Annotated in this window: 15 protein-coding genes and 1 pseudogene; 9 read left to right on the top strand and 7 right to left on the bottom strand. The window is 60.8% G+C overall.

Annotated features, from left to right (window positions below; translation table 11 throughout):
- Positions 1 to 117: 117 nt before the first annotated feature.
- Positions 118 to 882, bottom strand: a pseudogene (locus DW49_RS0105010) (TrkH family potassium uptake protein); the annotation flags it as partial.
- A gap of 174 nt (positions 883 to 1,056) precedes the next feature.
- On the opposite strand from DW49_RS0105010, the gene DW49_RS0105015 reads away from it, so the two are divergent.
- Positions 1,057 to 1,617 (top strand): nitroreductase family protein, encoded by a 561-nt coding sequence (locus tag DW49_RS0105015; RefSeq protein WP_005616576.1) that lies wholly within the window; start codon positions 1,057 to 1,059, stop codon positions 1,615 to 1,617.
- Positions 1,618 to 1,630: 13 nt separating this feature from the next.
- Here the strand turns inward: DW49_RS0105015 and DW49_RS0105020 are convergent, their stop codons facing one another.
- The 6 genes from DW49_RS0105020 to DW49_RS0105045 form a co-directional block, all read right to left on the bottom strand.
- Complete coding sequence (locus DW49_RS0105020; protein WP_005616578.1) at positions 1,631 to 2,983, bottom strand: sensor histidine kinase; 1,353 nt, start codon at positions 2,981 to 2,983, stop codon at positions 1,631 to 1,633.
- 86 nt (positions 2,984 to 3,069) lie between these two features.
- The gene (locus tag DW49_RS0105025; protein ID WP_004396539.1) at positions 3,070 to 3,534 is read right to left on the bottom strand and encodes a Spy/CpxP family protein refolding chaperone; all 465 of its coding nucleotides are present in this window, start codon (positions 3,532 to 3,534) and stop codon (positions 3,070 to 3,072) included.
- Between the two features lie 185 nt (positions 3,535 to 3,719).
- Complete coding sequence (locus DW49_RS0105030) at positions 3,720 to 4,397, bottom strand: response regulator transcription factor (protein ID WP_005616581.1); 678 nt, start codon at positions 4,395 to 4,397, stop codon at positions 3,720 to 3,722.
- Between the two features lie 7 nt (positions 4,398 to 4,404).
- Positions 4,405 to 4,818, bottom strand: a complete 414-nt coding sequence (locus DW49_RS0105035; protein ID WP_004396545.1) for an SH3 domain-containing protein — start codon at positions 4,816 to 4,818, stop codon at positions 4,405 to 4,407.
- A gap of 144 nt (positions 4,819 to 4,962) precedes the next feature.
- Positions 4,963 to 5,262 (bottom strand): YciI family protein, encoded by a 300-nt coding sequence (locus DW49_RS0105040; RefSeq protein ID WP_004396546.1) that lies wholly within the window; start codon positions 5,260 to 5,262, stop codon positions 4,963 to 4,965.
- Position 5,263: 1 nt separating this feature from the next.
- The gene (locus DW49_RS0105045) at positions 5,264 to 5,860 is read right to left on the bottom strand and encodes a septation protein A (RefSeq protein ID WP_004396551.1); all 597 of its coding nucleotides are present in this window, start codon (positions 5,858 to 5,860) and stop codon (positions 5,264 to 5,266) included.
- Positions 5,861 to 5,925: 65 nt separating this feature from the next.
- Between DW49_RS0105045 and DW49_RS0105050 the strand changes: the two genes are divergently transcribed.
- The 8 genes from DW49_RS0105050 (at position 5,926) to arfB (ending at position 12,975) form a co-directional block, all read left to right on the top strand.
- Entirely contained in the window at positions 5,926 to 6,789 is an 864-nt protein-coding gene (locus tag DW49_RS0105050) for a PHP domain-containing protein (RefSeq protein ID WP_004396552.1), read from the top strand.
- 13 nt (positions 6,790 to 6,802) lie between these two features.
- Positions 6,803 to 7,432, top strand: a complete 630-nt coding sequence (locus DW49_RS0105055; RefSeq protein WP_004396553.1) for an L-threonylcarbamoyladenylate synthase — start codon at positions 6,803 to 6,805, stop codon at positions 7,430 to 7,432.
- An 86-nt stretch (positions 7,433 to 7,518) separates the two neighbouring features.
- Positions 7,519 to 8,250, top strand: coding sequence for a segregation and condensation protein A (locus DW49_RS0105060; protein ID WP_183132134.1), 732 nt, complete (start codon positions 7,519 to 7,521; stop codon positions 8,248 to 8,250).
- Positions 8,251 to 8,265: 15 nt separating this feature from the next.
- Positions 8,266 to 9,033, top strand: coding sequence for an SMC-Scp complex subunit ScpB (gene scpB / locus DW49_RS0105065; RefSeq protein ID WP_005616584.1), 768 nt, complete (start codon positions 8,266 to 8,268; stop codon positions 9,031 to 9,033).
- 213 nt (positions 9,034 to 9,246) lie between these two features.
- Positions 9,247 to 9,438: a DUF1289 domain-containing protein gene (locus DW49_RS0105070; RefSeq protein WP_005616585.1), complete on the top strand. Its 192-nt coding sequence runs from the start codon at positions 9,247 to 9,249 to the stop codon at positions 9,436 to 9,438.
- Between the two features lie 184 nt (positions 9,439 to 9,622).
- Positions 9,623 to 10,849 (top strand): 23S rRNA pseudouridine(2605) synthase RluB, encoded by a 1,227-nt coding sequence (gene rluB / locus DW49_RS0105075; protein ID WP_005616587.1) that lies wholly within the window; start codon positions 9,623 to 9,625, stop codon positions 10,847 to 10,849.
- A 271-nt stretch (positions 10,850 to 11,120) separates the two neighbouring features.
- A complete protein-coding gene (locus DW49_RS0105080; RefSeq protein WP_005616590.1) occupies positions 11,121 to 12,530 on the top strand; it encodes an amino acid permease in 1,410 nt (469 codons plus the stop codon).
- Positions 12,531 to 12,561: 31 nt separating this feature from the next.
- The gene (arfB, locus tag DW49_RS0105085) at positions 12,562 to 12,975 is read left to right on the top strand and encodes an alternative ribosome rescue aminoacyl-tRNA hydrolase ArfB (protein WP_004396559.1); all 414 of its coding nucleotides are present in this window, start codon (positions 12,562 to 12,564) and stop codon (positions 12,973 to 12,975) included.
- The last annotated feature ends 95 nt before the right edge of the window (positions 12,976 to 13,070 follow it).

The following is a 13,070-nucleotide window of genomic DNA, read 5'->3' on the forward strand; positions in this document are numbered from 1 at the left end:
CTGCGGCCTCGCGTTTGAATTCAATGGAAAAGGTACGGCGTTGTTTGGTCATCAGACACCTCTATATCTGGCGATATTCTCGCCTAAATGAGTGTCCGGAATCATTAGACCACTACACAGCGTGAAGGGCAGGCTGCCGAGAATCATCACCACAATCGCCACCCAGTGCACCGCAGGCTGCGGCCACTTGGCCAGCGACAGGTCGGAAGTGGAGAAACCGCCCGTGGAAATTGCCGACATCGCGTGGTTGATCGCATCGAACAGGCTCATGCCCGCCGCCCAGAACGCCAGGCTGCCCAGCGCGGTAAAGCCGACGTAGGCCAGCACGATGAACTTGGCCACCATGTGCGAGCGGGGCATGACCTTTTCCGAGCGGTCCGACGATTCGGTCTGAAACAGGCGCATGCCGCCGATGCGCAGTAACGGCAGAATCGCCACGGCCATACCGATGAAACCGATACCGCCCAGCCAGTGGAGCATCGAACGCCAGATCAGAATGCCTGGCGACATGCTGTCCAGGTTGCTGAGCACCGTCGAGCCGGTGGCTGTGATGCCCGACATGCTTTCGAAAAATGAGTCGGTGTAGCTGATGTGCTGGGTCAGCAGAAAGGGCAGGGCGGCGAAGATGCACACCACGATCCAGCTGGAAACCGTGAGCATGTACATGTCACGAGGGCGTAACTGGACATTGTCGGGGCGTCCGGGGACCACCAGCGCAAGGCCTGCGATAAAGGTGATGGCGCTGGCCCACAGAAACGAGCGCAAGTCTTCGAAACGGTCGTAGATGACCAGCGTGGCCATCGGCACGATCATGGCCACAGCCAGGGTGATCAGGAAGATGCCGATAATGAAACCGATAATGCGAAAGGTCGGCAACGACATGGATGGCTCTGGCTGGTATCAGGAAAGGCGCCATTCTACCTGCGCTTCAAGGCATGTAAACCAGCGCAATCCGCGGCAAGGTTCGACAGGCCGGGTAAGGAATTGTCCGCCGCACTCGTTATTGACGGTAAACAGGCTCTAGAATGCCCGATCATTTTTTCAAGGAGACAGCCCATGCAGGCGCTCGAGGTTTTGCTCAATCGAGTATCGGTTCCACGACTGGTCGACCCGGCCCCGGACGCTGCGCAGCGAGAAATCATGTTCGGCGCAGCCCTGCGCTCGCCGGATCATGGCCAGCTCAAGCCGTACCGCTTCCTGACCGTCGAAGGCTCGGCCCGCGAGCGCATGGGCGATTTGCTGGTTGAAGCGCTGCAACAGAGCGGCAACGAAGTCACCCCGCAAGCGCTGGAAAAGGCCCGTCTCGGCCCGTTGCGTGCGCCGCTGGTCGTGGTGGTGATTGCCTGCCTGCAGGATCACTTCAAAGTACCCCGCAAAGAGCAACTTATCACCGCTGGATGCGCCGCCCACGGCGTGCTGCTGGCAGCGTATGCGCTGGGTGTCGGTGCAGTCTGGCGCACCGGGGATTTGTCCTATGCGCCGCAGGTTGCCCAAGGCTTCGGGCTTGCCGCGGGCGAAGAGGTGATTGGCTTTCTGTACCTGGGGACGCCCTTGAACCCGCCGCGCGAGGCCCCGAAGGTCGACGTTGGCGAGTTTGTCAGTGAGTGGCAGGGCTGACGTGCTGGCCGGCCTAAACCGATGAAGGGCTGATCGGCTCTCTGGGCAGGTCAAGCGTGGCAATGAACCCGCCGTCCGGGTGATTGCCCAGTATCAGGTTACCGCCATGTCGCTCGGCGGCACGTTTGGCAATTGCCAGCCCCAGGCCGTGGCCCGGCGTGCTCTGGCCGGGGGCACGGTAAAAAGGTTCGCCCAGCTGCGCCAGATGCTCGTCGGCAACGCCTGGGCCGTGGTCGCGAACGCTCAGGCTGACTCGATCGCCTACCTGAATCGCCTGCAAGTCTATCCGCTGCCCGGCCGGGTTGAAGCGCAGGGCGTTGCGCAGCAGGTTGTCCAGCGCCCGCTCGATCATGTCCGGCCAGCCTTGCAGGTGCAGATCGTGCTGCACCTCGACCTGAATATGCTGTTCGGCACCGTCCAGGTGCGTGTCGTTTTTCAGTCGGTGCAACAGCTCGCTCAAATCGACCGGCTCAGGCCCACCGAAATCTGCGTCCAGACGCGCCAAGGCCAGAATCTCGCTGATCAGCGCTTCCAGTCGGTCACATTCACGGCCCAGACGCGGCCAGAGCTTTTCACGCTCGGCAGGTTCTGCGCGTTCAGCCAGTGCCAGAGCAATGCGCAGTCGGGCCAGAGGCGAGCGCAACTCGTGTGACACATCGCGCAACAGCTGACGCTGACTGCCGATCAGGCTTTGCAGGCGCGCGCCCATGCGGTTGAAATCAGTGGCCAGCACGCCGAATTCGTCGCGGCGGTTGGCCAGTTGGCCGAGACTGTGCTGTTGATAACTGGTCTGCCCCAGATCATGCACGGCACCGCGCAGACGGCTCAGCGGGCGAGTGATCGAGAGTGTCACAAACAGGCTGAACAGGGTCAGAACCACCAGCGCGATACCCAGCGCACTCAGCGGCCACATCAGGCTCTGGCGATGCCAGGCGTCAAGTTCCGGGTGCGGGATGCGGTAGATGAACAGGTAGGTTTCACCGGTCTTCGGGCTGCTGTATTCGGTGGCCAACCGGCGCCAGGGCAGTTTGCGGCCGTTTTCGTCGGCGTCTTCCTGCTGACGGGCTTCAAACGCGGCAGCGCGTGGCGGGAAGGTGCCGCGTATGACCGGTTCGCCGCTGTCGCTGAGCACCTGAACATCGATGCGGTTACGCCGTTTGATGTCCTGTAGAAAAGCCTGAGCGCTGTCGGCACCGTTTTCCTCGAAGCGCTGCGTCCAGTTTTCTGGCAACGAGTTGAGCACCGGGTGGCGGTTGAGGATCCACGCGTCCTGGTCGAGCATATGCCCCAGCAGTACCGACAGCCCTGCAACCAGAGCGATGGCCAGCCAGAAGCTGGCCAGGATTCGCCAGAACAATGAGCGCACAGGATTCCCGCGATCTCAGTAAAAAAGCCCGGCATGCGTGTGCATGCCGGGTTGGTTTCAACTCATCGGGCCAGTCGGCCTGACGGTTATTGGGCCTTGGCTGTTTTTGCCGCTTTCCAGGCTTTGAATTCTGCCCATTCGGCGCGGCGTTCGTCTTCTTTCTTTTTGATTTCGTCGAACTGCTTCTGCTGATCAGGCTTGAGCAGTGCGCGAACTTCGCTGTCGGTCTTGGAGCGTTTGGCTTCGATTTCGTCTCGCATTGCCTTTTGGTCGGCAGCCGGCATTTTTTCCAGGTAGCTTTGAGTGATCTCGCGACGCTCATGCATCTGCTCGCGCATCAAACGATCAATCTGCTGACGCTGTTCGCGGGTCAGGTCCAGCTCTTTGAGTGGGCCTGGGCCGCGATGCATACCAGGGCCACGGTCATCACGCTGCATGTGCATGCCGGGTGCGTCTGCATCAGGGCCACCGGCTGGAGGTGCTGGCGGAGCGGCCATTGCGAGAGTTGGCAGGGCGGTGGCGAACATCAGAGCGATCAGGGTCTTGCGCATGGTGTATCTCCTTGTCTCTAGTGCGGCTTGATGCCGATGAGCCCAGTTTAGGGAGATCAAGGTCAAGCGCGGTCAGCGCTTGGTAAAGCTTGTGTAAGGGGGTAGGTACAAGTTGTCAGCTGCAAGCTGCAAGCCAGAAGCGCTTTGCTTTTACTTGCAGCTTGCCACTTGAAGCTTGCCGCTGCTCAAAGAGCATAATAATACCCGCGGCTGCGCAGGGCGACGATGCGGGGGCGGCCGTCGGGGTGCGGGCCTATTTTCTTGCGCAGGTTGCTGACGTGCATGTCCAGGCTGCGATCGTACAGGGTCAGCTTGCGGCCCAGTGCCAGTTGCGCCAGTTCCTGCTTGTCCACCGGTTCGCCGGGCTGGCGCATCAGCGCTTCGAGCAAACGGCTCTCGGACACGGTCAGGGTCAGTTCTTTCTCATCGACACTCACCACGCCGCGCATCGGGCTGAACGTCAGGTCGCCCAGCTCGAGTTGCGTGGACGACGCGACGGGGTGGCTGCGGCGCAGCACAGCGCGCAGCCGGGCGGTGAGTTCGCGGGGGTCGCAGGGTTTTGCCAGGTAATCATCAGCGCCCAGTTCAAGGCCCAGAATGCGGTCCAGCGGCTCGCCGCGTGCCGAAAGCATGACCACGGGCAGGTCGGGATGGTCGGCGCGCAATTGCTTGAGCAGTTCCAGGCCGCTGCCGTCGGGCAGCATCACATCCAGCACCACGGCAGCCGGAGCAGCCTCGGCCAGAGCCTGACGTGCGCTGGTCCCGTCGTGACAGGCGCGTACCTGAAAACCTTCCTGGCTCAGCCAACTGCACAGAAGTTCGCACAGCTCCTGATCATCATCAATTAGTAACAGCTCGCTCATGACTCACTCAATTTAGCCACTGCCGACGTTGCCTACGCCAACCGCTGATCAATATACCGCAGAGAAGGGCGAACATCGCAACGCCACCGCCCGCGACGAACCATTGTTGCTGCTCGGTCAGCAAGCGCGGAGGCGCGGCCGACAATGCTTCTTTGAGCTGCAACTTGAGCTTTTGGTTCTCTTGGCGCAAGCGCGTCAACAGCGCGGTGTCGCGCTCCGGGTTGGCGTTCTGCAACTGTTGTGTCAGCTCGTCGCGCTGACGCTCGCTGTCCTTGAGGCGCAACTGCAGGTCGGCAATCTGGTTGGCGGGGGTAGGCAGGTGCAAAGGCTGAACTGCACCGGTTTCATTAACCGTCTCGGCGTTTACCGGCACACCCGTCGCCATCAACACCGCCCACAGACACCACGTACCTGAACGCATCTGAATTCCCTTTTACCGAACCGTGTAAATTCGCACATTGAGCAGGTTATCGGCAGGGCGTCGGGAAATATGAGCAAGGGCGGCGCAAGCGACACCGCTCTGCTTCAATACAAACAGAGCGGTGCAAGGTTTTTGCAGGGGGGATCAGGGCAGCACTTGCTTGAACGGCTTGACCACGACGTTGGCGTAGACGCCAGCTGCAACGTACGGGTCGGCTTCGGCCCAGGTTTTCGCTGCGCTCAAGGATTCGAACTCGGCGACAACCAGGCTGCCGCTGAAACCGGCAGCGCCCGGATCGTTGCTCTCGACCGCCGGATGTGGGCCGGCCAGTACCAAGCGGCCGGCATCCTTGAGCGCGTTCAGGCGTTCAAGGTGTGCAGGGCGTACACTCAAGCGCTTTTCCAGCGAGTTTTCGACGTCAGTGGCGATGATTGCGTAGAGCATGTCAGTCCTCGGATTTGGGCGTATTGGGTGTGGTGTCGTGCAGATGGCGCGACAGGTAGATCCCCTGGCCGACCAGGAAAATCAGGGTCATGCCCAGGCTGCCGAACACTTTGAAGTCGACCCAGAATTCCTGATAAGTGAACGCCACGTACAGGTTGGCCGCGCCGCAGAACAGGAAGAAGATGATCCAGGCGATGTTCAGCCTGGTCCAGATGGCCGCCGGCAGGGTCAGTGCGTGGCCCATGATGCGCTGGATAAGCGGGCGGTCACCGATGAAGTGACTGCCGGCGAAGGCCACGGCAAACAGCCAGTTGACCACCGGGGCTTTCCACTTCAGGAAGGTTTCGCTGTGAAAAGCCAGCGTCAGGCTGCCGAACACCAGGCAGGCGACGAGCGTCAGCCATTGGCTCTTTTCCAGCTTGCGCTGCTTGATGTAAAGAATGCCGTAGACCACCACCGAACTGATGATGAGCATGGCCGTTGCGCTGAATATGCCACCGAACGTGTAACTGTTGCCGAGGATATCCACGGCACGCGGCTCGGTTTTGTAGACGATGAAAAACAGGAGCAGCGGGATGAAGTCGATGAATTGTTTCACAATGGCAGCCAGAAGCAGGATGTGGCGGCATAATAACAAACATCAATGAACACGAAAGCACCACTATGAATGTTGACCTGCATTGCCACAGCACCGCCTCCGACGGGGCACTCTCGCCCACGGCGCTGGTTGCCCGTGCTCATGAATACGGCGTGCGCGTCCTTTCGCTGACCGACCACGACACCCTCGAAGGGCTTGAAGAGGCCCGTACAGCGGCGCATTCACTGGGTATGCAGCTGGTCAACGGGGTCGAGCTGTCCTGCACCTGGGGCGGCGCGACCATTCATGTGCTGGGCTACGGATTCGACACTCAGGCCCCGGCATTGACCGAAGCCATCGCCCGTCTGCATGAAGGGCGCTGGCTGCGCGCTGAAGAAATCAGTCGTAAATTGGCGATCAAAGGTATGCCTGGCGCGCTGGAAGGTGCCCGGGCCATCCAGCAAGAGCTGGGTGACAGCGGCAATGCGCCCGCGCGTCCGCACTTCGCCGACTTCATGGTGCGCGCAGGTTTCGTCAAGGATCGCGCCGAAGCGTTTCGCAAATGGCTGGGGGCCGGCAAGCTGGGCGATGTCAAGCAGCACTGGCCGACGCTGGAAGACACCGTGGCCACGTTGCGCGCCTCGGGCGCATGGGTCAGCCTCGCGCATCCTTCGCATTATGACTTTACCCGCAGTAAACGGCGTAAACTGGTCGGCGATTTCGTCCAGGCCGGTGGCCACGCCATCGAAGTGGTCAATGGCATGCAACCTGCCGATCAGGTCGGCACCCTGGCCATCCTTGCCCGCGAGTTCGGTCTGCTGGTTTCGGCCGGCAGCGACTTCCACGGTCCCGGCAACTGGGGCGAGATCGGCACTTACCGTCCGGTGCCTGAGGATCTACCGCCTTTATGGTGCAGATTCAAACATGAACAGCCTACTGCCGCCGTCTGAACAGGAAGTTAACGTGAGTCAATTTTTCCAGGTCCATCCGGAAAACCCGCAGCCGCGCCTGATCAAACAGGCCGCGGAAATCATAAAAGCCGGCGGGCTGGTGGTCTACCCGACAGATTCCTCCTACGCGCTGGGTTGCCAGATCGGCGACAAGAGCGCCATCGAGCGTATCCGCCGCCTGCGTCAGCTGGACGACAAGCACAATTTCACCCTGATGTGCTGCGACCTGTCGCAACTGGGGCTGTTTGCCAAGGTCGACACCGGCGCGTTCCGTGCGCTCAAGGCGCACACGCCAGGGCCTTACACCTTTATTCTCAACGCCACCCGCGAAGTGCCGCGCCTGATCCTGCACCCCAAGCGCCGCACCATTGGCCTGCGTGTGCCGAGCCATCCCATCGCCCAGGCGTTGCTGGAGCAACTGGGCGAGCCGCTGATGAGCGTCAGCCTGATCATGCCGGGTGACACCGTGCCGCTCAGCGATCCCTACGAAATGCGCCAGATTCTCGAGCATCACGTGGACCTGATCATCGATGGCGGGATCGGCGGTATTTCGGCGTCCACCGTCATTAATCTGTCCGAGGGCGAGCCGCAGATCGTTCGTGTCGGTTGTGGTGACCCGACCCCGTTCGGTGACCGCGCTTAATGACCGTCGTCGAGGCCGCAGACAGCCAGGCCGATGCCCAGCAGGAACTGCCGTTCGCGCTGGTCTACGGGCGTGCGGTCACGCAGATGCCGTTGGACCTTTACATTCCGCCGGATGCGCTCGAGGTTTTTCTCGAAGCGTTCGAGGGGCCGCTCGACCTGCTGCTGTACCTGATTCGCAAACAGAACATCGACATCCTCGACATCCCGGTGGCCGAAATCACCAAGCAGTACATGGGTTATGTCGAGCTGATGAAAACCGTGCGCCTGGAGCTCGCGGCGGAATACCTGGTGATGGCCGCCATGCTGGCCGAGATCAAGTCGCGCATGCTGCTGCCGCGCTCGGCGGAAATCGAAGAGGAAGAGGGCGATCCACGTGCCGAACTGATTCGCCGCCTGCAGGAATACGAGCGCTTCAAGGCGGCAGCCGAGGGCATAGACGGCTTGAAACGGGTCGGCCGCGACGTCATCGTGCCGAAACTCGACGCCCCTGAAGCCCGTGCGCGCAAGCTGTTGCCGGACGTCAGTCTTGAAGAAGTGCTGATGTCCATGGCCGAAGTGCTGCACCGCGGCGACATGTTCGAAAGCCATCAGGTCAGCCGCGAGGCGCTGTCGACGCGCGAGCGCATGAGCGACGTCCTGGAGCGTCTCAAGGGCGGCGGTTTCGTGCCGTTTGCCGAGCTGTTTACCGCAGAAGAAGGGCGTCTGGGTGTGGTCGTGACATTTATGGCTGTGCTTGAGCTTGTCAAGGAGTCCCTTGTCGAGCTGGTCCAAAACGAGCCCTTTGCGGCGATCCATGTCCGGGCGCGAGCCGAGTAGAGCAAGAACACACCCATGAACCTCAACGAACCCCGCGAACTGGCCCCGTTGCTCGAAGCGTTTCTGCTGGCCTCCGGAAAGCCGCAGACCCTGGAGCGGCTTTACGAGCTGTTTGAAGAAGGCGAGCGTCCCGAGCCGCCGGTGTTCAAGAAGGCGCTGGAAATGCTGCGCAAATCCTGCGAGGGGCGTGCGTTCGAACTCAAGGAAGTTGCTTCGGGTTATCGCTTGCAGATTCGTGACCGGTTTTCACCTTGGGTCGGGCGGCTGTGGGAAGAACGGCCGCAGCGTTACTCCCGCGCCATGCTGGAAACCCTGGCCTTGATTGCTTATCGCCAGCCGATCACCCGTGGCGAAATCGAAGACGTGCGCGGCGTTGCGGTGAACAGCCACATCGTCAAGACCCTGCTGGAGCGCGAGTGGATCCGCGTGGTGGGCTACCGCGACGTGCCCGGCAAACCGGCGATGTTTGCCACCACCAAGGGTTTTCTGGACCACTTCAACCTGAAAAGCCTCGACGAACTGCCGCCGCTGGCCGACCTGCGCGAGATGGAAACCGAGCCCGTCCTCGACTTCGAAGACGCCCCGGTACCTGCGCACCTGCAAGCCCTGGCCGACGCCAGCCTCGACCCGGACGCAGAGCCCGAAGCGCCTCGCGACGAAACCAGCTTCCGTACCTTGTTGGTCGAACTGGACTCGATGGAACAAGGCCTCAAGACCGATTTCGACGACCTGTTGCGCGCGGAGCCGGAGGCTGAGGACGGCAAAGGCGACGATGAGGTCTGACTGATGATTATCGCTCCCACGCTCCGTGTGGTAACGCTTTTCTGGACGCTCCGCGTCCTCTTGCGACGCAGAGCGTCGAGAACTGCATTCCCACGCTGGAGCGTGCGGAACGATAATCAGAATTATCGTGCACAATGCCCAGCGCACTTCGGTCGAATTCATCCGCCACGCCACGGTCACATCTGATATCCCTCGCCATGAGAACCGCTGCCCATGAGTTCGACCAGGAACCCCTGCATCAGCCTGTGCAAATTCGATGATGACATTTGCCTGGGTTGCGGTCGCAGCAAGCGCGAAATCAAAGCCTGGAAGAAGCTCGACAAGGACGACAAGCGCACGGTGCTTGATGAGTCCGCCAAGCGGCTGGTGAAGCTCAAGACCGCCGGTCGCAAAAAGAAGAAGTGACGCCGGCATTTGTCTCTGACGCTGGATGCTTAAATCAGCGCAGAGGCGTATGATGGCCGACCCTCGGCGATCAGTGGTCGCCCGGGCTATCAAGTATTTCGCCTTGCCGCTATCCACAGCGCGCCGGGCACAGGTCTCACCGGTTCTCGGTCAGCCCTGATTCGACACACCGGGAGGTGCCCAGATGAGTGAAAAAGACAAGCAGGACAGCCAGGAAATCGGACCCGCAGGCGAAAAGCTGCAGAAGGTTCTGGCGCGCATTGGCGTCGGTTCACGCCGTGACGTAGAGGCCTGGATTACCCAGGGCCGTATCAAGGTCAATGGCAAGGACGCGACCCTCGGTCAACGCGTCGATCTGCATGACGCCATCAGTGTCGATGGTCGCGTCATCAAGCGCGAAGAAGCGGCCGAAACGGTCCGTCGCGTCATCATGTACAACAAGCCCGATGGCGAAATCTGCACCCGTGACGACCCGGAAGGCCGTCCGACCGTGTTCGATCGTCTGCCGCGCCCCAAAGAAGGCCGCTGGATCAACATCGGTCGTCTCGACATCAACACCACCGGGCTGCTGATGTTCACCACCGACGGTGAACTCGCCAACCGCTTGATGCACCCCTCGTTCGAAATGGACCGTGAGTACGCGGTGCGTGTGCGTGGCGAAGTCGATGACGACATGCTGCTGCGCCTCAAGAACGGCGTGATTCTCGAAGACGGCCCTGCCCGTTTTACCGACATCAAGCAGGCTCCGGGCGGCGAAGGCTTCAACCACTGGTACCACTGCGTGGTGATGGAAGGCCGTAACCGCGAAGTGCGTCGCCTGTGGGAATCCCAGGGGCTGGTGGTCAGCCGCCTGAAGCGCGTGCGTTACGGGCCGGTGTTCCTCAACTCCGACCTGCCGATGGGCCGCTGGCGCGAAATGAGCCAGTACGAAGTCGACATTCTGTCTGCCGAAGTCGGTCTGCAACCTGTGGCTCAGCCGCAGATGAACGCCAAGACCAAGGACAAGATGGAGCGTCTGCAACGTCAATCGTCGCGCCCGCTGGGCAAAGGCGAACGCGTTGTTCGCACGCTGCGTCCTGCGGCTGGCGCTCCGGCGACCGGCGATCGTACGCCGCGTCAGCCGCAGATCACCGGCAGCGAGCGTGATCGTCCGCGTGGCGGCGATTCGACTCAGCGTCCTGCGCGCAAGGACTCGGGCAAGCCCGGTTCGCGTGCGCCGCGCCCGGCTGACAACAGCCGTGGCACACCGGTCGCCGAGCGTCCGAGCGAGATGAACAAGCGCCCGGCCAAGCCTGGGCCCAAGCGTGTCGGCATCAAGCTGGTCAACGATGATGCGCCGTCAGGCAAGCGTCGCGGTCCACCGGCAGGCTCGGGTCAGCGTCCTGGCTTCGGTCGTCGCAAGCCTGAGTGATTGAGTGGTGTGAATAAGCGGCAACGCCAGTCCTTGAGGCTGGCGTTTTTGTTTCTGGCAGTGTGAAAAACGTTGTCACACAGCCCTTGGGCATCCATTTCCCTGTTTTGAGTCTCGATCTGCCTGCAGGTGTACAATGCTGCGCTTTTTTCTGTGAATCACTGCTGTTCAACGCTTCGGGCCACTCGCTCGGAGTGCTGCAATTCTGTTGCGTCACGAGCGCGGCAGGTCCTTTTCCGTCACAGAACAAGAACAATCAGGTGGCTATCGAATGAGTGAAACAACTGCACCCTCGGGCGAATTGAAACGTGGTCTGAAGAATCGGCATATCCAGCTGATCGCTCTGGGCGGCGCAATCGGCACGGGTTTGTTTCTAGGGTCGGCGGGCGTGCTGAAATCGGCCGGGCCTTCGATGATTCTCGGTTATGCGATCTGTGGCTTCATCGCCTTCATGATCATGCGCCAGCTCGGCGAGATGATTGTCGAAGAGCCGGTGGCCGGGTCGTTCAGCCATTTTGCGCACAACTACTGGGGCGGTTTCGCCGGGTTTCTGTCGGGCTGGAACTGCTGGCTGCTGTACATTCTGGTGGGCATGTCGGAGCTGACCGCTGTCGGCAAATACATTCATTACTGGTTGCCGCACATCCCGAGCTGGGTGTCGGCGGCGGTGTTCTTCGTGTTGATCAACGCCATCAACCTGACCAACGTCAAGGTGTTCGGCGAGACCGAGTTCTGGTTTGCGATCATCAAGGTGGTGGCGATCATCGGCATGATCGCGCTGGGCAGTTACATGCTGGTCAGCGGCAGCGGCGGCCCGCAGGCATCGGTCAGCAACCTCTGGGAGCATGGCGGATTCTTCCCCAATGGCGTCGGCGGGTTGGTGATGGCGTTGGCGATCATCATGTTTTCGTTCGGTGGCCTGGAAATGCTCGGCTTTACCGCTGCCGAGGCCGAACAGCCGAAGACCGTAATCCCCAAGGCGATCAATCAGGTCATCTACCGCATCCTGATTTTCTACATCGGCGCACTGGTGGTGCTGTTGTCGCTGACGCCTTGGGACAGCCTGCTGGCCAGCCTAAATGCCTCGGGCGATTCCTACAGCGGCAGCCCGTTTGTGCAGGTGTTCTCGATGCTGGGCAGCGATGCGGCGGCGCATATCCTCAACTTCGTGGTGCTGACCGCAGCGCTGTCGGTCTACAACAGCGGCACCTATTGCAACAGCCGCATGCTGGTGGGCATGGCCGAGCAGGGCGATGCGCCCAAGGCGCTGGCGCAGGTTGATAAACGTGGCGTGCCGGTCAAGGCGATTTTCGCGCCTGCCGCCGTGACGCTGGTGGCCGTGCTGCTCAACTACTTCGTGCCGCAACAGGCGCTGGAGTTGCTGATGTCACTGGTGGTGGCCACGCTGGTGATCAACTGGGCGATGATCAGCTACTCGCACCTGAAATTCCGCCAGCACATGAATCGCACCGGGCAGGTGCCGCTGTTCAAGGCGCTGTGGTATCCGTATGGCAACTACGTTTGCCTGGCGTTTGTGGTGTTCATTCTCGGCATCATGCTGATGATCCCCGGCATCCAGATCTCGGTGTACGCGATACCGGTATGGCTGGCGGTGATGTGGGTGTGTTACCGAGCCAAAAACAGGCGTAGCGTTGTCGTGAATGCCGAGACTGGCAAATAACCGTGCCTGTTGCAGAAAAGAAGATGCCCTGATGCTGGTGATTTCCAACAATGTCCATTTGCCGGACGCCGAGATCGAGTTGACTGCCATTCGCGCACAGGGCGCGGGTGGGCAGAACGTCAACAAGGTCTCCAGCGCCATGCACTTGCGGTTCGACATCAACGCCTCGTCGTTGCCGCCGTTCTATAAAGAGCGGTTGCTGGCGCTGAGTGACAGCCGGATTACCAGCGATGGCGTGATCGTGCTCAAGGCCCAGCAGTACCGCACCCAGGAGCAGAACCGCGCCGATGCGTTGCTGCGCCTGAGTGAGCTGATCGTCAACGCCGCCAAAGTCGAAAAGAAACGCCGCCCCACACGACCGACTCTGGGGTCCAAGACCCGAAGGCTGGAGTCCAAGAGCAAACGCGGTTCGATCAAGGCCGGTCGCGGAAAAGTGGATTTCTGAGTACGACCGGCCCTTCAAGATCGGACGCAGAGCGTCCAGAACGGCGTTACCACGCTGGAGCGCGGGAACGATAATCGCAACTATCGTGCGGCGCT

The organism is Pseudomonas avellanae BPIC 631 (genome assembly GCF_000444135.1).
Classification (GTDB): Bacteria; Pseudomonadota; Gammaproteobacteria; order Pseudomonadales; family Pseudomonadaceae; genus Aquipseudomonas; species Aquipseudomonas avellanae.

Coding starts and splice junctions, on each gene's coding strand:
- DW49_RS0105015 (WP_005616576.1), top strand. CDS start 1,057: ATGCAGGCGCTCGAGGTTTTGCTCAATCGAGTATCGGTTCCACGACTG.
- DW49_RS0105025 (WP_004396539.1), bottom strand. CDS start 3,534: ATGCGCAAGACCCTGATCGCTCTGATGTTCGCCACCGCCCTGCCAACT.
- DW49_RS0105030 (WP_005616581.1), bottom strand. CDS start 4,397: ATGAGCGAGCTGTTACTAATTGATGATGATCAGGAGCTGTGCGAACTT.
- DW49_RS0105035 (WP_004396545.1), bottom strand. CDS start 4,818: ATGCGTTCAGGTACGTGGTGTCTGTGGGCGGTGTTGATGGCGACGGGT.
- DW49_RS0105040 (WP_004396546.1), bottom strand. CDS start 5,262: ATGCTCTACGCAATCATCGCCACTGACGTCGAAAACTCGCTGGAAAAG.
- DW49_RS0105050 (WP_004396552.1), top strand. CDS start 5,926: ATGAATGTTGACCTGCATTGCCACAGCACCGCCTCCGACGGGGCACTC.
- DW49_RS0105060 (WP_183132134.1), top strand. CDS start 7,519: ATGCCGTTGGACCTTTACATTCCGCCGGATGCGCTCGAGGTTTTTCTC.
- scpB (WP_005616584.1), top strand. CDS start 8,266: ATGAACCTCAACGAACCCCGCGAACTGGCCCCGTTGCTCGAAGCGTTT.
- DW49_RS0105070 (WP_005616585.1), top strand. CDS start 9,247: ATGAGTTCGACCAGGAACCCCTGCATCAGCCTGTGCAAATTCGATGAT.
- rluB (WP_005616587.1), top strand. CDS start 9,623: ATGAGTGAAAAAGACAAGCAGGACAGCCAGGAAATCGGACCCGCAGGC.
- DW49_RS0105080 (WP_005616590.1), top strand. CDS start 11,121: ATGAGTGAAACAACTGCACCCTCGGGCGAATTGAAACGTGGTCTGAAG.
- arfB (WP_004396559.1), top strand. CDS start 12,562: ATGCTGGTGATTTCCAACAATGTCCATTTGCCGGACGCCGAGATCGAG.